General features: G+C 55.1%; 15 protein-coding genes. 4 read left to right on the top strand and 11 right to left on the bottom strand.

From position 1 onward, the window contains the following. Positions 1–231: 231 nt before the first annotated feature. The 7 genes from ACLD72_RS16305 to ACLD72_RS16275 all read right to left on the bottom strand — a co-directional run bounded on the left by ACLD72_RS16305 (position 232) and on the right by ACLD72_RS16275 (position 9,897). Positions 232–1,344 (bottom strand): sugar ABC transporter permease, encoded by a 1,113-nt coding sequence (locus tag ACLD72_RS16305; RefSeq protein ID WP_410996954.1) that lies wholly within the window; start codon positions 1,342–1,344, stop codon positions 232–234. A gap of 82 nt (positions 1,345–1,426) precedes the next feature. Then, a complete protein-coding gene (locus tag ACLD72_RS16300) occupies positions 1,427–2,938 on the bottom strand; it encodes a xylose ABC transporter ATP-binding protein (protein WP_410996856.1) in 1,512 nt (503 codons plus the stop codon). Between the two features lie 50 nt (positions 2,939–2,988). Then, the gene (xylF, locus tag ACLD72_RS16295) at positions 2,989–4,119 is read right to left on the bottom strand and encodes a D-xylose ABC transporter substrate-binding protein (protein WP_410996854.1); all 1,131 of its coding nucleotides are present in this window, start codon (positions 4,117–4,119) and stop codon (positions 2,989–2,991) included. A gap of 244 nt (positions 4,120–4,363) precedes the next feature. Beyond that, complete coding sequence (locus ACLD72_RS16290; protein ID WP_410996850.1) at positions 4,364–5,935, bottom strand: helix-turn-helix domain-containing protein; 1,572 nt, start codon at positions 5,933–5,935, stop codon at positions 4,364–4,366. Positions 5,936–5,977: 42 nt separating this feature from the next. Further along, complete coding sequence (locus tag ACLD72_RS16285; protein WP_410996848.1) at positions 5,978–7,423, bottom strand: histidine kinase; 1,446 nt, start codon at positions 7,421–7,423, stop codon at positions 5,978–5,980. Beyond that, a complete protein-coding gene (locus ACLD72_RS16280) occupies positions 7,420–8,409 on the bottom strand; it encodes a sugar-binding protein (RefSeq protein WP_410996846.1) in 990 nt (329 codons plus the stop codon). Before ACLD72_RS16280 ends, ACLD72_RS16285 begins: the two co-directional genes overlap by 4 nt. Before the next feature lie 504 nt (positions 8,410–8,913). Further along, positions 8,914–9,897, bottom strand: a complete 984-nt coding sequence (locus ACLD72_RS16275) for a Gfo/Idh/MocA family protein (RefSeq protein WP_410996952.1) — start codon at positions 9,895–9,897, stop codon at positions 8,914–8,916. A gap of 543 nt (positions 9,898–10,440) precedes the next feature. Here ACLD72_RS16275 and ACLD72_RS16270 point away from each other — a divergent pair. After that, complete coding sequence (locus ACLD72_RS16270) at positions 10,441–11,196, top strand: SGNH/GDSL hydrolase family protein (RefSeq protein WP_410996844.1); 756 nt, start codon at positions 10,441–10,443, stop codon at positions 11,194–11,196. A gap of 421 nt (positions 11,197–11,617) precedes the next feature. Here the strand turns inward: ACLD72_RS16270 and ACLD72_RS16265 are convergent, their stop codons facing one another. Beyond that, complete coding sequence (locus ACLD72_RS16265; protein WP_410996842.1) at positions 11,618–12,124, bottom strand: CYTH domain-containing protein; 507 nt, start codon at positions 12,122–12,124, stop codon at positions 11,618–11,620. Positions 12,125–12,500: 376 nt separating this feature from the next. Between ACLD72_RS16265 and ACLD72_RS16260 the strand changes: the two genes are divergently transcribed. Then, entirely contained in the window at positions 12,501–13,433 is a 933-nt protein-coding gene (locus ACLD72_RS16260; protein WP_410996840.1) for an aldo/keto reductase, read from the top strand. Between the two features lie 62 nt (positions 13,434–13,495). Here the strand turns inward: ACLD72_RS16260 and ACLD72_RS16255 are convergent, their stop codons facing one another. The 3 genes from ACLD72_RS16255 to ACLD72_RS16245 form a co-directional block, all read right to left on the bottom strand. Then, on the bottom strand, positions 13,496–15,154 hold the full coding sequence (locus ACLD72_RS16255; protein ID WP_410996838.1) for a DUF4173 domain-containing protein: 1,659 nt from the start codon (positions 15,152–15,154) through the stop codon (positions 13,496–13,498). A gap of 141 nt (positions 15,155–15,295) precedes the next feature. Beyond that, positions 15,296–16,810 carry a PH domain-containing protein gene (locus ACLD72_RS16250; protein WP_410996836.1) on the bottom strand — a complete coding sequence of 505 codons (1,515 nt, stop codon included), beginning with the start codon at positions 16,808–16,810 and terminating at the stop codon, positions 15,296–15,298. After that, positions 16,807–17,289: a PH domain-containing protein gene (locus ACLD72_RS16245; protein WP_458475965.1), complete on the bottom strand. Its 483-nt coding sequence runs from the start codon at positions 17,287–17,289 to the stop codon at positions 16,807–16,809. The genes ACLD72_RS16250 and ACLD72_RS16245 overlap by 4 nt, the downstream gene beginning before the upstream one ends. 166 nt (positions 17,290–17,455) lie before the next feature. On the opposite strand from ACLD72_RS16245, the gene ACLD72_RS16240 reads away from it, so the two are divergent. Both ACLD72_RS16240 and ACLD72_RS16235 read left to right on the top strand, forming a co-directional pair. Continuing rightward, the gene (locus ACLD72_RS16240) at positions 17,456–17,650 is read left to right on the top strand and encodes a helix-turn-helix domain-containing protein (protein WP_410996832.1); all 195 of its coding nucleotides are present in this window, start codon (positions 17,456–17,458) and stop codon (positions 17,648–17,650) included. Next, positions 17,616–19,328 carry an ABC transporter substrate-binding protein gene (locus ACLD72_RS16235; RefSeq protein WP_410996830.1) on the top strand — a complete coding sequence of 571 codons (1,713 nt, stop codon included), beginning with the start codon at positions 17,616–17,618 and terminating at the stop codon, positions 19,326–19,328. The genes ACLD72_RS16240 and ACLD72_RS16235 overlap by 35 nt, the downstream gene beginning before the upstream one ends. Positions 19,329–19,974: the final 646 nt, after the last annotated feature.

Raw genomic sequence — 19,974 nt, 5'->3', positions numbered from 1 at the left:
CTTTCGCGCACAGGGGAATTCCCGGCGGCCGAAAGTGCCATTTTCAAAAGTGCCATTTTTCCTATGATGCCGATCGGTGCAGCGGTTCGGTGCAGTGTCTAAGTGAAGCTGCTTACTGCTTAGTCCAGCGTTGAAGCAACAACTTGGTGCAACAACTTGGTGCAATAGCTTGACACAACAACTTGATGCACTAATTTGGTGCAATAACTTGATACAACGGTTTAATGTAGCTTAGTTTACGCCCTTGCGGCGGTTTGAGATGTCTAGCCAGACGGCGAAGACGAGGATCGAGCCTTTGACGACGTACTGCCAAAACGACTCCAGCCCCATCAGCGACATCCCGTTGTCGAGCGAGGTCATGACCAGGGCGCCGATCAGCGCGCCCAGCACCGTGCCTGCGCCGCCCATGAGCGAGGTGCCGCCGATAACGCAGGCGGCGATCGCGTCCATTTCCGCCATGTTCCCGGCGGTGATCGTGGCCGAGGCCAGCCGGGACGTCAGCACGATCGCGGCGATCGACGACAACAGGCCGCTGAGCAGGAAGATCAGCATCGTTTTGCGGCGGATGTTGATCCCGGAGAGGCGGGCCGCTTCCAGGTTGCCGCCGATGGCGTAGATGTGGCGGCCAAAGGTCGTTTTTTTCGAGAGGAAATAAAAAACGGCGGCCAGCACGATCACAAAAATGATCGGGAACGGGATGCCCTTATAAGCGTTCATGACCAGCACGAACAGCACCACCAGCAGCGAAAGCGCGGCAACCTTGATGACGTCGGCGGCGAGCGATGCGACTTCAAAGCCGTATTTTTGCCGGGAGCGGCGTCTATTCAACGTGCTCCAGACAAGGAGGCCGACCGCCAGCACGCCAAGCACGATGCCGAAGCCCGGGGCAAAATACGCGTTGCCAAGCAAGGCCAGCACCGGGTCCGACACCGGGATCGTCATCGAGCCGGTGATGCCCATCAGTGCGCCGCGGAACACCATCATGCCGCCCAGGGTGACGATGAACGCCGGGACCATTTTGTAGGCGACGAGCCACCCCTGCACCAATCCCAGCACGGCCCCGGCTGCCAGTGTGGCGAGGATGACGACGATCGCTGGCAGGCCCAGCCAATTGCTGAAAATCGCTGCGATCCCGCCGGTCAGCCCGACGATCGACCCGACCGAAAGATCGATATGCCCGGCTACGATCACGAGCACCATGCCAATCGCGAGGATGGACGTGACGGACATTTGCGTAAACAAGTTGGACAAGTTCCGCGCCGTCAAAAACGTCGGGTCCAGTATGCCAAACAGCACCCAAATGAGGATCAAGGCGCCGACCATCGTGTAGGCCCGCACGTCCATTTTTCCGAATAGGCCGCTCCATAGCGCCGATTTGGCGTCAGCGCTTTCCGTGTGCGGCTGAACATTTTTTTGCAGCTCCATGCTATTTCCCTCCTGTTGCGGCTTGCATGATATTTTCCTGGGTCGCCTCGCGCCAATGAAATTCCCGGACAAACCGGCCTTCGCTCATGACCAGAATCCGATCGCTCATTCCGAGCACCTCCGGCAGCTCCGAGGAAATCATGATGATCGCCACACCTTGGCTGACCAGCCGATTCATTAAATGGTAAATCTCGTATTTTGCCCCGACGTCAATGCCCCGGGTCGGTTCGTCCATGATAAGGATTTTCGGATCGGACATCAGCCATTTGCCGATGACGACCTTCTGTTGATTGCCGCCGGACAGCGTGCCGACGGGCGTCTCCAGCGAGGCCGTCTTAGTCTTCAAATCCTGCACGTACTTCTGTCCCCATTTCATCTCTTCGTTGTCGTTGATGACGCTGAACCTGGACACTTTGCCCATCGTCGCCATCGTCGTGTTCGTTTTCACATCCATCCCCAGCACCAGGCCCTGGCGTTTGCGGTCCTCGCTGACCAGGGCGATGCCCGCTTTGATCGCGTCCGCCACAGAGCGGATTCGCACCGGCTTCCCTTCGATCCGCACCTCTCCGGTCGAGCGGCCCCCGTACGCACCAAACAAGCTGCTGACGAGCTCGGTGCGCCCGGCGCCCATCAGCCCGGCGATGCCAAGTATTTCTCCTTTACGCAGCGTAAAATGGACGTCCTTGATCACTTTTTGATGGCGTTTTTCCGGATGCCAGACGTTGTAGTCCCGTACCTCCAGCACGGTCTCCTGCGGAGTGTGCTCCACCCGGGGATACCGCTCAGTCAGCTCCCGGCCCACCATAAGCGACACGACCTGGTCATCGTTCGTCTCCTTGCGGTTAAGCGTCGCCACTGTGCGCCCGTCGCGCAGCACCGTAATCGAGTCGGCCAAAGCGAACACTTCCGGCATTTTGTGCGAAATGTACACGCAGGATACGCCTTCCCGGCGCAGCTGATGCAAAATCCCCATCAAAATCGCCACTTCGCTTTCGGTCAAAGCCGCCGTCGGCTCATCCAGAATCAAAATCCGCGTATGCTTGGACAGAGCTTTGGCGATTTCCACTAACTGCTGCTGGCCGATGCCGAGGCTGGCGATTTTCGTTTCCGGGGAAATGCGCAGCCCGACCCGGTCCAGCCAGATGGACGCGTTATGATACAGCTCATCCCACTGAATGGCGCCGCGTTTTGTCGGTTCCGTTCCCAAAAAAATATTTTCGCCGACCGTCATTTCCTTCACAAGCGCTAGCTCCTGGTGAATGATGGCGATGCCGGATTTTTCCGCGTCCGTGATGTTATGGAACTGTCTTTTCTCGCCGTCGATGATGATGTCGCCGCTGTAGGTTCCTGCTGGATACAGGCCGCTAAGCACCTTCATCAGCGTCGATTTGCCGGCCCCGTTCTCGCCGCACAAGGCGTGGATTTCGCCCTTTTGCACCTGCAAATTGACGCGGTCGAGGGCTTTGACGCCCGGAAACTCTTTGCTGATATTCACCATTTCCAACACATGCATAGGCGTTTGCACTCCTTTTTTAGCCAATACCAAAGGCGGGTTCACACCTTTTACTGCTGCGGCCATTGATCCTTCGGCACGTTTTTGTACACGTCCTCCAGCTTGTGGAACCCGTCCTCAATGACCGTGTTCAGGCTGCTTTTGTCGACCGGGATCGGGTCCAGCAGCACCGACGGAACGTCGATTTTGCCGTTGTTCACCGTTTTGTCCGCGCTGATGTTCTCGCCTTTGGCGGCCGATACGGCCATTTCCGCGGCTTTGGTGGCAATCGATTTGATCGGCTTGTAGACCGTCATCAGCTGTGTGCCCTCGGCGATCCGCTGCACGGCGGCCAAGTCGGCGTCCTGCCCGGAAACCGGAACTTTGCCGGCCATGCCCTGCGCGGTCAACGCCTGGATCGCCCCGCCGGCGGTGGCGTCGTTGGCGGCAACTACACCCTGAACGTCATTTTTGTTTGCGGTCAGCGCGTTCTCCATGTTTTTCAGCGCTTCCTCCGGCTTCCAGTCCTTGGAGAACTGGTCGTAGACGATCTTGATGTCGCCCTTTTCCTCCAGCGGCTTAAGCACGTTCATCGCGCCTTCCTTGAACATGTGCGCGTTGTTGTCGGTGTCCGCCCCGCCGATATACACGATGTTCCCTTTTTGTGCCGCAGCGGTGACGGCCTGGGCTTGCAGCTCGCCGACACGGACGTTGTCGAAAGAGATGTAGTAGTCGACTTCAGCATTGTTGATCATCCGGTCGTAAGCGATCACCTTGATGCCTTCCTTATGGGCCTTTTCCACGATTGGCGCGGTCGCTTCCGCGTTGTGGGCGATGACGACGAGTACGTCGACCCCTTGGGAAATGAGCTGCTCCGCTTGGCTAAGCTGCGTGGCGTCGTCGCCGTTGGCGGCCAGCACCTTCACTTCGCCGCCAAGCTCCTGGACCTTCGCGCTGAAAATATCCCGGTCCTTCTGCCAGCGCTCTTCTTTCAGCGTGTCCATCGACATGCCGATCACGATTTTCCCGTCGTCTCCGGCGCCTCCATTCGCCGCCCCGCCCGAGTTATTCGGCGCATTGCCGGAACCGCTGCCCGCGCCTGCGCCTGCGCCGCCGTCCGAAACGATGCCGCAGCCCGCCAGGGAAGATGCCAGCAACAAGGCTGCCAAGCCAAACCGGAAACGTTGACTGAATTTTTTCATATTTACTTCGCCCCTTCTCGTTTGAATGATTACGCTTACAAATAAATCTTAGCACCGGGTCATATGCCGCAGGGCGACTAATGCCAGCACTGGTTTGCCCGCGAGCAGCATTTCCTTGCTGCCGGATGAAATGAAATTCATCGCCTGCGCTTTCACAGCACATTTTTGTCGGCCGGACAGCAAAAAAGTCCTTGCCGGAGGACAAGAACTAGAGGATGGTCTTTTCTGTTTCGGAAAATCCCGTTTATTTGCTGTGCTGGCGGTATTCCGTCGGCGTCATGCCGGCTGCCTTTTTGAATACCCGGCTGAAATAGTTCGGGTCCTTGTAGCCTACCTCGTAACAGATCTCCTTGAGGCTCAGGCGCCCCTCCGCGATCAGCCGTTTGGCTTCCTCAATGCGCAGCCGGGTGACGTAATCGCTGAAGTTTTCGCCTATCTGCAGCTTGAACAATTTGCTGAAATAATACGGGCTAAGATTAACGTGTTCCGCCGTCTGCTCCATGGAGATTTCCTCCTTGTACCTTTCGGCGATGTACAAAAGCGCACGCTGCAGCACATGAGAGCGGCCGCGCTCCTTCGCCTCCCTGAGCCCGTCGATCCAGGCGGCAAGCCGCCGCTGGGCCGCTTCACGCAAAGAGGCCGGATCGTCAAAGCCGCTCAAGAAGGAAATCAACTCGCCGCCATCCCCCGTCTGCGTGCTTCGTGCCAAATACAGCAGCAGGCCGATCACGTCGCCGCGCAGGCGCGGAAAATGCCGGGGCTCGCCTTTCGCAAGCCGCTCGAACAGCCGGTCAAACCGCTGCGCCGTTTCCTGGCGGTCATGCCTTAACAGCGCGTCGAGCAGCCGCTTTTCCTCGTCCGGCGGGAGCGTGGGCCGGCCCGAGCTTTCGGCGATATCGTCGTAATGGCGGACGCTGGCGACATCCTGCTCCTGATCGTCCGCGCAGACGCGGACCGCCTCCCGGTAGGAACGGCCGAGCCCGTCCCAGCCCTCGCGGACCGAGCCGATTCCGACCGCCAGCGGCAGTCCGAACCGCTCCTCGATCCGGCTCTGCAGCCGCTCGCCCAACTCCAGCGCGGCCACGCGCTGCGAATATCCCAGCCGCCCGGGCGGAAACGGGATAAACAACGCCAGTTGATGGCCGACCACCGGGCTGACGAGGCAGGACATGCCGGGTTTCGTCCATTGCTTAACAGCCTCGTGGAGCTCTTTTTTGACCAGTTGGAAATCAGCCCCAGCCTTTGGAGAGTGCCGCGAAAAAGACAACACCATCGCATACCCTTTATGCCAGTCCAGATTGAGCAACCCCGCTAGTTGCGATAGTTCCACCTCCTGCACGCATTCCAGCATCAGCATCAGCGACAGCTCGTTTTCGGCGAGCGGCAATAGCTGCGCCAGCTTCTCCTGCATCATCAGCCGCTCATCACGGGCGTGCCGCGCTTCCTCCGCCTCGGCGATGAGATTTTTCAGCACATCCAGCACTTCCTCCCGCCGGGCCGGCTTGAGCAAATACTCGCGCACCCCGAGCGCCACTCCCTCTTTGGCGTAGGCGAAATAATCGTGAGCAGTGATGATGACGACCGGCGTTCCCGGCTGCCGCGCCAAAATTTCGCGCACGGCCTCCAGGCCCGGAATCCCCGGCATTTTAATATCCATAAAAATAAAATCAGGCCGCTCCTCCTCCGCCAGCTGAATGGCCCGCCGCCCGTTCTCCGCGTGAAGAAAGCGGAACGTCTCCGGCAGCATATGGCTGATCATCAGCTCCAGGCCTTCCCGTTCCAGTGCTTCGTCATCGGCAATCAGCAAGGTATACATGATTGGAATCCTCCATTCTTTTATAAATCCGCAGCCTCCCGCCTACGACACCATGGCCGCCGTACGGTACGGCAGCGTGAATTTGACGGTCGTACCGGCCCCTTCTTCGCTGTCGATGTCGATCTGCTGGCGGCCGTCAAAAAACAGATGCAGCCTTTTGAACACGTTATGCGTGCCGAGCCCGGTCGATTGCCCTTTTCCGCCAAAACGCGGCGCTTCCTCGCGCACCGACCGCAGCAGCCGCTCCACCGTTTCGCGGCTCATGCCGGCGCCGTTGTCGCAGATTTCGATCTCCACGTTGCCCTCCTCGCTGAGGCGAATCGCCAGCTGCAAAAGCGCCCCCTCCTCCATCTGCTCGATGCCGTGCACGAAGGCGTTCTCCAAAATCGGCTGCAGGGTGAGACAGGGAACGATGCCGTCCAGCGCCCGTTCGTCCACGTCCAGCTCGAATTTGATGCGGTCGCGGAACCGCGCTTTTTGAATGTTCATGTATTCGCCGACATGCTCCACCTCTTCGCGCAGCGGAACCGCCTGGTCCAGCTTTTGCAAATTGTACCGGAGCAGCCTGGAAACAGAGACGGCCAGATCGCTCGTTTTCGGCGCCCCTTCAATGTAGGCCAGCTTGGAGATGGAATTCAGCGTGTTGAACAAAAAATGCGGATTGATTTGGCTCTGCAGCGTCTTCAGCTCCAGCTCCTTAACCAGCCGATCCTTTTCCAGATTGTTGATGTTTTCGGCCATCAAGCGCTGGATGTTGTCGATCATCCCGTTAAACGCCCGGCACAGAATACTGATCTCGTCGTTGCGGTCGCTTTCTGGGGCTTTCGTGTCCATCCGCCCTTTGGAAATCTGTTTGGCGGTGGCGACGAGCCGGCGAATCGGCCCGGTGATGCTGCTCGACAGCCATATCGCCAGTAAAATGCTGAACGCCGCCGCCGTCACCACAAGCATGATGCCGAGCCTGTTCAGCTTGTCCGTTGCGTACATCATGTCTTCATAAATCGGCTTGTACTGCTCCAGCTCAAGATCGACCAGCTCCTGGGCTTCCTCGCGGATGAAGCGCTGCGTTTGCTCCGCTTCGATATATTTTCCCGCCATCGTGTTTGAATCTTCACCGCCAATCTGATCGATCATATCCTCGGCCTGCTCCAGGAACGTATCGACGATGTTACGGTAATTGACAAGCGGCAAAGCGCTCCCGCCGATCGTTTCCAGCCCGTCGAGGTCGGTCCTTAAGGTTCTGACCGCGTTCAGGTGGCGCTCGACCTCGGGCAGACTTTCCGTATCCACCTGCATGATGAACCGGTTCATCGCCCGCATGATCTCGCCGACCTCGGAGGAAACTTCCTTATACAGCAAAATGCGCTTCATCATCAGGTGGTAGCTTTCCTGCACGTTTTTGCCGCTTTCGAACAAGAAAAAAGACACCGAGCTCATCAGCAGCACCAGCAGCGGGATGAACAATAACAGCTTGCGGCGGATGCTCATAAGCTTTCCCCCTCCTGCACATTACGCTGGTCCAGCACTTTAACCTCCGTGTAATATTCCGGCTGAAGCGGGTTTCCCTGAAAATACTCATACAGCAGCCGAACCGCCGTGTCCCCCATCAGGTAAGGCTGCTGCGCGACCGTCGCCGCGATCTCGCCCTTGCGGATCGCCGCTAGCGTTTCCTTCTGATTATCGAAGCCGATAATCATCAGATGCTCGCGCTGCAGGCTTTTTGCCGCTTGCAGCACGCCGAGGGCATCGGTGGCGCTGGTGCCGACCATGACCTCGATCTCGGGATGCTGCCGCAGCATCTCCGCGGATTGCTGGATCGCCTCCATATGCGAGATGTTGGAGCTGCGCACGGCAACGATGTCGAGCCCGGGATGCTCGGCCACGACCCGCTTCAGCCCGTCCAATCGCTGCAGCTGGCTGGCGGACTGATCGCTGCCGATAATCACGCCGAGCTTGCCCGAGCCGCCGGTTGTTTGCACGACCAGGCGGCCTAGCCGCTCTCCCGCGGCCAGGTTGTCGGTCCCGACATAAGCCAGCCGCCGGCTGTCCGGCGCGTCGGTGTCGATCGTCACGACCGGGATGCCGCGCTGCACCGCCTTGTCAATGACCGGCGTGAACTTCTCCTCGTTCAGCCCCTGCACGATAATCGCGTCGGCGCGGGCGGCGATCGCTTTTTCCAGCAAGTTTAGCTGCTCCTCCATGTTGTTGCGCACCGCGCCGGTAAATTCGATGTCGATGCCGTATTTTTCCGCCGCTTGGGACGCGCCTTTTTCGACCATCTCCCAGTAAGGGTGATACCGTTCCTGCTCGATCAGCACGATATGATAACGGTGCTCGCCGCTTGCGGGATTGCCCTGCAGCTCCTGGACGATGCTGCCGATTTTCCCGGAATAACGGGCAAAACCGATAAACAAATAAACCAAAATGACGATGCACACGGTAATGCCCGCCAACCATGTTTTGTCCTTGATCATCTGCGTTCACCTCACGCCTATCCTAATTTATGATTGAAAGCGGTTGCAATAAAAATGAAAGCTGCCTCCCACTGCCCGGTTGCTTCAATCTGCTCATTCCCCCCCACCTCTCATTGGAAAAATTCCAATAGATTGATGGGAATCGGCCCGAATTTTGAGCTCCTATTGGAAAAAATCCAATAGATTTCTCGCAAACCGCCCATTTTGCGCCCTGCCAAACCTAATCTATTGGAAATATCCAATCTAACCGCCGTATTTTCCATTAAAATTCCAATTCTATTGGATATTTCCATTAGAACCATCCGTCGGACCACGCAAACCTTGCCTGCCACCAAACTAATATTAGCTTGTAACTCGCCATCCACCTGACTTATTGACTAACCACCCGCCAAACTTACCGCTTACCACACATCACACTTTTCATTTAGTCTCCAGCGAGGCGCCAAAAAGGCCCGGGCGTACGCCTGGGCCTACCAAAGCAGCCACAGATCTCAGGTTGGCCGGCTAATCTTGATCGGCTGCGTACCGCAGGCCAAACTGACGTCTTGCTTCCTCCATCAGCTCGGCGACGGCCAAGGAGCGGGCGTGTGAGTTGACCTCGCTTTCCCGCCGGCCGCTTTGGAGCAGCTCGATGAAATCCAGCGCCTCGTAAAACATCGATTCCTGAGGTTGGGAACGCGTCAGTTCTTCGGTCGTCCCGTCGCGGTACAATATTTTCACATCGTAAGGCTGGTTGATCTTGTCGATCACGATCGTCCCGTTTTCCCCCTGGATTTCCGTCGGCACATAGGAGTCCGTTATTTTGGAGTACATGATAACGCCGTCCATATCCGGGTACCGCGCAATAAGACTGCCTTCGCCGTCCACCCCGGACGACAACATCACCGCGGACGCCTGAACGGATTCCGGCTTGCCGAACAACGTCACCATCGGGTAAATGCAATAGATGCCTAGGTCCATTAAGGAGCCGTTGGAAAAAGCGGGATTAAAGGCATTCAGCACTTTACCTTCCTTAAAAGCGTCATACCGCGATGAATACTGACAGTAGCTGGAAAAATATCTCCGCACCCGGCCGATTTTGTACAAATTGTCCTGAACCGCCCGGAAGTTCGGCATCAGCGTCGACTTCAGGGCCTCCATAAGCAGGACGCCGTTGCGGCGCGCCGCCTCAATCATCCGCCGGACTTCAGCCGCATTGGAAGCCATCGGCTTTTCGCACAGCACATGTTTTCCGTGATCCATCATCAAAATCGCCTGCTCGGCATGCAAAGAATTCGGACTGGCGATGTAAACGGCGTCTACGTCAGCGCTTTCGGCCAGCACCTTGACATCGGTGAACACCTCGGGATCGCCAAATTTGGCGGCAAACTCCTTGCCTTTCGCCTCCGTGCGTGAGTATACCGCTGTCAAAACAAACTGCTCCGTTTCCAAAGCCGCCTGGATAAAGCGCTCCGTGATCCAGTTCGTGCCTATGGTGCCGAATCGTATCAACGTTGTGTCATCCCCTTTTTTGAATGAATGGTATTAACCGTATTCTCTCACTCCCTGTCACCTCTTGTCTACTTGCGGGTACAAAAATCGCAACATTAAGCGTTTACATGGGATTCGACGCATCGAAGGTTACTTGCGCACCGTAAGAAAACTAATCTAAAATAGAAAGTAGCAAGCGTCTATAAGTACGTGTTCAAAAAGGTCGGTTTTCAGCACCGAAGCTTACGCTTCCGAAGTGCGTTTTTTCAAAACGCTTTAGGTTGGATGAAACTAGGGACTGAGTAGCGGAGCTTCACGTTTTCGTAGAAAACGGCTTCGGAAGCATAAGCTTAGGGAGCCTACGTGAGCAACTGAAATGTTTCCGCAGGAAACATACTTCGGAAGCATATGCTTGGCCCGGTTGAATTCAAGATTTGATGCCGAGTTACTTCTTGATTCACTTCGTGATCAAAAGCGGGCTTTTTGAACTACCTCTATAAGACGCATATTACGGACCGAGCGACCTACCCAAGGTTTCGAGGCTGGAAAGAGGTGAAATCTGTGAGCGAGGACAGCAGCGGAATTTTCAACAACGAATTCAAGTACATGGTGAGCGGCGATTCCATTTCCAAAGGCGTTATTTATGATGAAACGAAAAACAAATACGTCGTTTTGGAGGACAATTATGTATCTCTCCTGCAGAAAAAATTGAGAGGAGCGATCCATAACACGGCCAGGTTCGGCAACACGCTGGTCAAGGGGTTAACCAACCTGAAAAAGGACGTCATGAAGGATCGGCCGAATTTTGTCCTGATCGAATATGGCGGCAACGACTGTGACTTCAACTGGAACGAGATTGCTGAACAGCCCGACGCAGAGCACAGCCCGAAAACCGACTTTTCGATGTTTGAGAAAATGCTGACGGAAGCGATCCAATTCGTAAGAAGCCAGCAAATTACCCCGATCCTGATGAGCCTGCCCCCGCTTAATGCTGACAAGTATTTCAAATGGGTCAGCAGAAACAATCCGGAAGCGGAACAAAACATCATGAAATTTCTCGGAAGCGTTACGAAAATTTACTGGTGGCAGGAAAGATACAATTCGACCATCCTCAAAGTATCGGAACTGACCAAAACGAAGTATATCGATGTCCGGGGAGCATTTTTGGAACACCCCGATTTTACGAAGTTCCTTTGTTCCGACGGCATTCACCCCAATCAGGACGGACACCGGATCATCTTCGACAAAGTGCTTGAATTCATGCGCACGAATTATCGTTTTTTGCTTCGGGATGGCGGCAATTTGGCGCTGGATTGAACCGGAGGGGGCGGCTGGAGATGCTATAGCTTGGAGATGGCGCAGATAGAATCTGCCGCATACGAGGTTTCGCGGGCCATCGGAGCAGCAGCGAAAATAGAGGCAATTTAAGAAAAACGCCTGTCGGCGTCCTTTAATGGCTCTAACTTTTACTTTGGACGTTACTCTAAGGGACACCAACGACCTTATCCGCTTATTTCCCGGGTATTTCCCCGCCTAACGGACACAGGCGATCCTATTTCGCTCTAAACCCGTTTATCCAGGACGATTTGAGGTAAATAAGGTCTTCTGTGTCCGTTACATTCTGCAAACTCCCGTTTTTTCGCAAATAACGGCTCTGGTGTCCCTTAGCTCCCTAATTCCTCTTCTTCTCCTTCGGAATTTTAAAAGAGACCTGGCGGCAGGTCTCTTTTTTTTCGGATCATTGAATCCGCCGGCTTTGCTGCAGCTCGCGCCACACCTTTTTGTTGCTGTAACGCTTGTCGGTGCTGATATCCGGACCAAACCACCGCGGCGGCTGAAACTCCCGCGCCTCCGCTTCCGAAGTGAACTCCACCTCCAGCACCATCAAGTCGATTTGATCGTAACGGTCGATTTCCACGACAATCCCGTTCCACTCGGCGGTCACCCGCCGTTTCGTCAGCGGAACCGCCCGGTGGACTCCGGTGATTTGCTCGTAAAGCCCCTCCGAAATGGAAACCTCCACTTCTTCCCGGGACAAACCAAAGCCTTTTTTAAACGTATGCGTAAATGTCACGTTACCGGAGGCCACATCGCGGATCTTCCGCACCCGCAGCTCCTGATCCTCATGCAAAGCCAAATACGTCTGATCGATCTCCTGCTCCGAGCGAATGATCAGTTCCCCCTCCCGGATCAGCTCTTCCGGATACTTCGGCAGCAGAAATTTACGTTCTATCTCCAACGGCATAGCGGTTTTCCTCCAGTTATCAGCGGGCCCATGGGCCTTTTTTTCGGAATACATGTTACCATTATACGAATACATACTTAGCGGGACAATCACTTAAAAAAGCAGCTAGCGGCTATCGGCCAAGGAGCTCGCGAGAAATGCCTGCCGGATTACGGTATAATAAACCAATAAGTGCGAGTTCAAAAAGGTCGGTTTTCAGCGCCGAGAAGGTTGGATGAAGCCAGGGACTGAGGAGCGGAGCGTACGTTTTGGGTACGTGAGCACCGGAAGGCCCGGCTGAATTCAAGATTCGATGTAGAGTTACTCCTAGAATCACTTCGTGATCAAAAGCGGACTTTTTGAACTACCTCTATAAGTGGAAAAAGGAGGAAATAGTATGGCAGCACACGTTAAATTAGGCAAAACCGATTTATCCGTGAATCCGATCGGGCTTGGGACCAACGCGGTTGGCGGGCACAACATCTATCCGAGTCTGGACGAGGAAGTTGGGAAGCAGGTCGTGCGGACCGCCCTGGAGCAGGGCATTAACTTCCTGGATACAGCGTACTTTTACGGGCCGGAGCGGTCGGAGATCCTGATCGGCGAAGTCGTCAAAGAGCTCGGTGCCCGCGACCGCGCCGTCATCGCCACTAAAGGCGCACACCGGATGGCGGGCGGCAAAATCGTGTTCGACAATTCACCGGCCTTCTTGCGTCAGGAGGTCGAAAACAGCCTGAAACGGCTGCGGACCGACTACATCGACCTGTACTACATTCACTTCCCCGATGAAGCGACTCCCAAAGACGAAGCGGTCGGGGAGCTGAAGAAGCTGAAGAATGAAGGTAAAATCCGGGCGATCGGCGTATCCAACTTTTCCATCGAGCAGTTGAAGGAAGGCAATAAGGACGGATACATCGATGTGCTGCAATCGGAATACAATCTGCTCAAGCGCGATGTGGAGCAGGAACTGCTGCCGTACTGCCGGGAGCAGGGCATCTCCTTTGTTCCGTATTTTCCGCTGGCGGCCGGCCTGCTCGGAGGAAAATACGACAAAGATACCAAGTTCGCCGATTACCGGGCCAATCACCCGATGTTCCAAGGTGAAGCATTTGAGCGTACGCTGGAAAAAGTGGACCAGGTCCGCCGCATTGCCGACGCCAAAAACGCCGAGGTGGCCCATGTCGTGCTGGCCTGGTACTTAACCCGGGATACGATCGACGCCTTGATCCCCGGGGCCAAGCGACCGGAGCAGGTCGTCCGCAATTTGAAAACGCTGGACGTGAAGCTAACACCCGAGGAAATCGCCAGCATCGACCGGATTTTTTCCTAAACCATGTATGATGCAAAAAAGGGATGAAGCCCGGTTATCCGGCGTTTCATCCCTTTTTAGTTCTAGCGGCTTGCATCCTCCTGCAGCGCACGGGCCGCCCGGAATTTGGCCCAATTAAACCCCGGCCAGCCTTTGCCTTCGGTGGTCGTTGTCATCGATTCCCAGCGTTCATGCAGCTGGCGGTTTAGTTCCGGAGCGGCCGTGCGGCTGTAGTTTATTAGCCAGGGCAGCGCATCGGCGGAGAGATTATCCGTTAGGTAATAGGTGTCGATTTTACCGGTTGCTTCGTAGCGCTCGATGTTCTTTTTGGCGATAAAGAGGTCCATATTGGCATAGTTTACGACAACGTAAGCGGCCAGGCCGAGCGCGACAAAGCATTTTGCCAGCGGAATTTTCGCAAAGCGGATGCGCAGCCCGGCGCAGACGAGCAGCAGCGCCAAAAAGATCATAAAGGCGAAGACCAGAAAGCGGGTATAGGTATAGCCGTAGGCTTCCTGGTACAGGGCCAGCCGCGTAAATGCCGACAGCAGCATGATGCTGGAGCACCCGACGAGGATATACAGCAGGGCTTGATTCAGCGTCCGCAGCCCTTTCCCCGCTTCGCCGCCCAACGTTAAGGTGCCGATCAGTATCGCAAAATTGATCGACGTAACCGCAACGAGTTCAAAAAATCCGCTTCTCGCGTAATCGGCATACGAGCTGCCGTCCGGCAAAACGCCCCGCCATGCCCCGAACAAGTATGTAAATTGGAGCGAAACGAACAGCAAGTAAACGATGTTGATCGCGATCAGCACGGTCGCGGCAATAAGCGGATCGATTCTGAAGGGCGCGCTGCCCGGATACGTGGACGCGACCGTGGCGGATGCACCTGGCAGAGCTTCACTCCTCCCCGCCTTGCTTATGCCATTCTGGCCCGTATCACTCTGAACCGTACCGGTCTCACCCGTACCGCTCTGAACCGTGCCGGTCTGACCCATCCCGTCCGTCATCGCGATTCCTCCGAACCAGTCTGCGGGCTTTTCCCGCATCGGGTCGACGAATCCCCACAGATAGCCGAACAGCAGCAAGCCTAGCAGCAAAATCCAGATCAGGCGGAACATCACTTCCCCGAACGACAGGCTGTCGTTCAGCCAGTCCGGGATCGCCGCGAGCAGACGGTCAAAGCTGCTGTCCGCCGAGGACAACAGCCCGATCACGATGATCAGGAGCGGCAACGCGATCAGCAGCCCGAGCAGCACCTTGCCGGCCGCTTGTTTGCGGCGATCGCCCATCTTTTTGGTGGCCGTCGTTTGCACAGCGCGAAATGCCGTAGCCCAGTGCCGAAAGTTTTGCGGAAGCAGATGGTCAAGGACGTCAAAAATAATCATTAAATCGCCCCACGACCGCTTTTTCAGGTTAAACATATAAGTCGTCTGCGTAAAAATAAGGCAAGGCAGAGCCAGCAGATTCAGCGCAAAAAACAGCGGATTGGCAAACAGCGCATACGTCAGCGACAGCAGCATGACCGCCGCCAAGGACAGCCAGCCGAACCAGGTCATCGGACGCCCAAACCGGTCCTTGGCGCATAAATACAAATACAGGTAAAATAGGATGGTAAAAATCGGAATAGATACCCCGAAGCTATCCCCATAAAACAAATATTGATGCGCCGCGGCCAGCGCAAAACCGCCAAGCAGCGCCGCCAGCACTTTGCTGTGCGGCATGGGCCTGATTTCGTTCATTCCTTGAATCCCTCCGTAACATCAAGGTTCGTCGAACCTTTGTTTTCTACCGCCCATTTTAATGGATAAAATAAGAAGATAAAGAGAAGGTTTTTCACAAGAAATTTCGTATTTTAAAAATAGGCCTGCCGGACAGCATCATCATTCAATCCTTATTTCCTCCATTCTTCCCGCATACCATGCGTAAAACGTCTGGCCCCAAGCGGCCGGAATGTTGGGAAGCTTGTGCTGCAGGACGGGGCGGGCCCGGTTCACGATATGGACGGAAGCCAGCCCAAAGCGGCGCTGCAGCACACCACGGGTGACTTTCACTTCAATGATTTTCTCCCTTTTGCCGATAAACAGCCGGGAGTTCAGCCCTCCGGTCCGAAACTGCAGGAAAAAGCCATGGATGGCATATGCCGTATTCAAATGATTCAGGATATTCCGCACGATGGTCCAAATCAACAGTCCCGCCGAGGCGATCCACCACCATGCCGCGCCGAAAACCGGGATGTCCGGCATGAAGGGAAGCCAAGGAATCGACAAAGCAACCAATGAAAACCAGATCCAGCCTGACCTTACCAAGCTTATTCCCAGCGACGCCCGGGGCAGCGGGTTCATGTCGGAGGAAATCTCGTAGGAAGGCAGCAGCTCCGACACAAGGCGGTAGGCATCCTGCAACGGCAAAAAGGGATACAGCGAGTTCACATCCCGTTTATCTTCCCCTTCGCTGCCCGCGGTGATCAACCGTACTTCCGCCATACCAAGCAGCCGTTTCATCAGAGATTGGGTCACCTCTACGCCCTGCACTCTCTCTTTGGCAATGGAGAACGCCGTACGCTCGATCATTCCCTTGACGATATAGATCCGTTCCGCGTCCGAGGAAAGTTCAAAACCCCCGTACCTCACAAAAGTTACGGCGATCCCCAGGACGACGGAAACCGCCGACAGCAGCACAAAAACCACCGCCGCTGCCCACCAGGAACTCAGAAGCGCCGCCAGAACTCCCTCAGTTTTTTCCTCAAGATCAAAAAAATCATCGGCTTTCGAGTAAAGCGAAAAAAGAACTGGAATCAGAATAAAAAAACTCAGGGAGGTAAAAGAAGCTTTGACCAGCTCTTTCCGGGTGGGACTGAAATGTAGAGTCCGCTTGGAATCATGGGCATCTCCGGGCTCTATAGCCGCAGTTTCCTGATCATCGTCCGCTGTGCTTAAAGCGTCTTCCCTTTTTACCAACCCCGCCACCAGCTCTTCCAACCGGTCCGCTTCCGCATAGGAGACGACGCGAAATACGACGGCTGCATCTTCGCCCTCCATCCCGGTTTCAAACCGGATGGCGGTCACTTTGAAAATCCGGTGAAACAACGTGGTATGACGGTTTATATTTTGAATTTTGGCGAAGGGAATCACTCTTTTCGACTTGACGAAGACCCCTTGATATAGCCGAAACGAGGTGTCATCAAGCTGATACCGGCGCGTGGACCAACTCCACAGGATGGACAAGAGACTGAAGCCGGCGATGATCAGCAGGGCCAGCTTGCCGTATTTCACCCATGCCGCGTCCGAGCCTCCTTTAAGCACAAATAAAAAGAAAAAGAAATAAATCGCATTTTTTCCCAAGTTCCAGATGCCCAGCAGCATTACAAAAGGATGATACCGTTTGGCCTGGCTCATTCGTCGACCTCTTTCAGTTTGGCATAACGTGCAATCTGATTTCTCAATTCCCTGGCGATGTCCTGGTCCAGGACGGGAATCGTATGCGAAGACCCCATCGTCGTGACCGTTACCGAGCAGACCCCGTACCTTTTTTGCAGCGGGCCCTGCCGGGTGGCCACAGATTGGATTTTGGTCATGGGAATCAACTCGCTGGTTTCCGTAAAAACTCCGAATTTAAGCTGCAAAAACTGCTCCGAAATGGCGTAACGCCATCTGGCATACTTCACAGAAGGCTGGATAAAAACGGACCAAACCATCTGCGGCACCTCAAGGATGGCGATTCCGGCTAGAATCCATCCCACCCAGAACACCCAGGAAAAACGAAAGTCCAGATAAAATAGCGCCCCGATCACCAGAAATGTGACGATGCTTTCGATCGCCTCATGAATCCTCCAAATTTTCACCGCATCCTTGGATAATTGCTGCCGAGGTTCCATGATTTCGCTAGACAAAGAAGAACAACTCCTTTCCATTAAGTCTAAGTTTAGCAGGGGGTTGATATAATTTCCAATATACATTTATTGTTTTTCGATAAAATATTATTGAATCACATGATAGCTTATGCTAGATTGGGTTCCAGACGCAAGAAAGTAGGTGACGGGCATGATCAGAATCAAGCTTGATGTCGTAATGGCCCAGCGAAAAATGTCGTTAACCCGGCGTTCCCAGTTAGTTGGTATAACTCAAGCCAACCTGTCCATCCTCAAAAACGAAAACGGCAAAGCGTTCCGTTCAATGATTTTTCTAAAGGAGGCGGCTTCTTATGAAACTGCACCATCAATATTTGCTGCTGCATGAGCGATACGGCGCCAAGGACGAGGATTTCGCCGCGGTGGTGACGCTGGACGAGCTGGCGGCCGCCCTGGACTGCACCCACCGGAACGCCTTGACGATCATCCGCAACATGGAGGAGCGCGGCTGGATCGGGTGGGCTCCGCGACGAGGCCGGGGAGCGCGCTCTACCTTACGTTTCCTGGCGAAAGCCGAGGAAATCGCCGCCGAATCGGTCATGCAGGCCATCCACCGCAAGGATGTCCGGCAGGCGATTGAGGATATTCGCCGGCACGCCGGGACCTCCTCGCTGCAGGACCAGCTCCAGGGCTGGCTGCTTTCCTATTTCGGGCATCACGCCGAAACGCGCCGCGACAAGCAAATCGACACGCTGCGCCTGCCGGTCCGGCAGCGGCTATATACGGTGGACCCGCTGTACATGAACCTGCTGGCGGAGTCTTTTGTGTCGAGCCATGTGTTCGACGGGCTCATCCGCATGCAAAGCGCCACCGGGGAATTGCTGCCCGGCATCGCCCACGCCTGGGATGTGGACGACAGCCGCACCGAGTGGACGTTTTACCTGCGTAAAGGAGTGCTGTTTCATAACGGCAGCCTGCTGACGGCGGATGATGTCGTGTATACGTTTGAGCGGTTGGCCGGAAGCACGCGGCGCGCTTTGTACAGCTCGATTTTCAAGCAAATTAGGGCGGTTCGTGCGCTTCATCAAAATTCCGTCCGCATCGAGCTGAAGGAGCAAAGCGAGCTGTTCCTTCCCTGGCTCTGCACCAGCCGGGCCGCGATCGTCCCGCGAAATCTCGACGGGCGCGGGGAGGCGAGATTCGGCGTGAGTCCCGTCGGCAGCGGGCCGTTCAAAGTCGCCGAGATGAACGGCGGTCTGTGCGTGCTGGAGGCGTTCCCCCATTATTTTCAGGGGCAGGCGCATCTTGACCGGATCGAAATCGTGTATGTGCCCTGGAACATCTCCGGGGAACAGGCCGCCGGAAGCGACGGCGATTCCCTCTCCCCGTTCCACGTCATCCCCAACCCGACGGCAGCGGAGGGCGAAGGATGGAGCCAGATGCATTCCCGGGTATCCGTCCGCAAATTCGTGACCTGCAACACGCGAAAAAGCGGCCCGCTCAGCGACCCTGCGGTGCGGGCGCGGGTTTTTGCCGCGCTGCGGGGCGATGGCGACGGGCCGGCGCAGGGGGCTATCGCACCTGGACAGGACACCGCCGGGCCGGAGCTGCTTATCGCTACCATTGCGCCGTACCAGCCGGACGCCGACTTCGTCGCCGAGCGGCTGCAGGCCGCGGGCTACTCGTGCCGTGTGCTTTCCGCCTCGGCCGAGGAATTCAAAGGCGATATTCGCCTGAAGTCCGACCTGATCGTCTTTTCCCTGCTGCGGGACCAGGACGAGCAGCTCCGCCTGTTCGATCTGTATCAGACCGTTTCCGAACATGTGGAGCCGCATATGCAGATCGACATCGGCAGGCTGCTGCAGGCCGTAGCCCTGGAGGAACATCCGCAACAGCGGGCCGCCCTGTTCGAATCGATCGAAACGCGATTAATCGCGGCGGATGAGCTGTATATTTTATACGAAAAACCTGTCCAAACCGCTTTCCTCCCATCGGTGCGCGGCGTCGCCTTCAACAGCCAGGGCTGGGTCGATCTGCGGAATGTCTGGTTCCCGCCGAAGCTTTAAGCGCGCTAAAAAATGGCTCAACCTAATAATCTGTGCTTGACAGTCAAACCGGTAACCGATCGTGGCAAGAAATGCGGAAGGGCGTTGAAAGCTTAAGGATAGGGAAGGCCAGTGGGTTGGTCGGCAGATCAACACCCGCTGTCCGGACGCTTTGCACCATTATCCCGTTTGATCAGGAATCAGAGAAGAAGATAAATTCAGGCGAAGCAGATATGTTCGAGGTTGTTAAACGGAATTGTGAGAAAGAGGAAGATTCAGGAGAAGCAAAAAACACGCACATATGTTCGTTTTATTACATTATACCAAACATACATTCTCTCCTCAAGCTGAAAATATCACCTGAACCACCTCATTTTTTCCTTATCTCTTTTTTCTGAATCCCATACCCTAGCCCCAACTCCTGCCCCCTTAACAAAAGGGATAATCATGCAAAGCTGCATGCAAGTGCGGGGACACCATGACACGAACACTATAGTACCAAAGTCATAATTTATTTCGTCAAACACTGATTTCGGTTTTGAGCCCAAAAATTTGCCCAAATGCAGCAAAAATGTGATTGCAAGTGAAACATACCTCATCATGGTTACGTCAGGAAGGGCAAATACTTTAAATTAAAACGATAAGGAGGGATCTGATGTACACTGTG

Source organism: Paenibacillus lacisediminis (assembly GCF_046567315.2).
The sequence above is the reverse complement of the archived record's forward strand: the minus strand, read 5'-3'. Positions and strand labels throughout refer to the sequence as shown.

What these genes read in the sequence shown, in the direction of transcription:
- ACLD72_RS16255 (WP_410996838.1), bottom strand. Translation starts at nt 15,154, where the DNA reads ATGAACGAAATCAGGCCCATGCCGCACAGCAAAGTGCTGGCGGCGCTG.
- ACLD72_RS16240 (WP_410996832.1), top strand. Translation starts at nt 17,456, where the DNA reads ATGATCAGAATCAAGCTTGATGTCGTAATGGCCCAGCGAAAAATGTCG.
- ACLD72_RS16305 (WP_410996954.1), bottom strand. Translation starts at nt 1,344, where the DNA reads ATGGACGTGCGGGCCTACACGATGGTCGGCGCCTTGATCCTCATTTGG.
- ACLD72_RS16250 (WP_410996836.1), bottom strand. Translation starts at nt 16,810, where the DNA reads ATGAGCCAGGCCAAACGGTATCATCCTTTTGTAATGCTGCTGGGCATC.
- xylF (WP_410996854.1), bottom strand. Translation starts at nt 4,119, where the DNA reads ATGAAAAAATTCAGTCAACGTTTCCGGTTTGGCTTGGCAGCCTTGTTG.
- ACLD72_RS16285 (WP_410996848.1), bottom strand. Translation starts at nt 7,423, where the DNA reads ATGAGCATCCGCCGCAAGCTGTTATTGTTCATCCCGCTGCTGGTGCTG.
- ACLD72_RS16300 (WP_410996856.1), bottom strand. Translation starts at nt 2,938, where the DNA reads ATGCATGTGTTGGAAATGGTGAATATCAGCAAAGAGTTTCCGGGCGTC.
- ACLD72_RS16265 (WP_410996842.1), bottom strand. Translation starts at nt 12,124, where the DNA reads ATGCCGTTGGAGATAGAACGTAAATTTCTGCTGCCGAAGTATCCGGAA.
- ACLD72_RS16235 (WP_410996830.1), top strand. Translation starts at nt 17,616, where the DNA reads ATGAAACTGCACCATCAATATTTGCTGCTGCATGAGCGATACGGCGCC.
- ACLD72_RS16245 (WP_458475965.1), bottom strand. Translation starts at nt 17,289, where the DNA reads ATGGAACCTCGGCAGCAATTATCCAAGGATGCGGTGAAAATTTGGAGG.
- ACLD72_RS16280 (WP_410996846.1), bottom strand. Translation starts at nt 8,409, where the DNA reads ATGATCAAGGACAAAACATGGTTGGCGGGCATTACCGTGTGCATCGTC.
- ACLD72_RS16260 (WP_410996840.1), top strand. Translation starts at nt 12,501, where the DNA reads ATGGCAGCACACGTTAAATTAGGCAAAACCGATTTATCCGTGAATCCG.
- ACLD72_RS16290 (WP_410996850.1), bottom strand. Translation starts at nt 5,935, where the DNA reads ATGTATACCTTGCTGATTGCCGATGACGAAGCACTGGAACGGGAAGGC.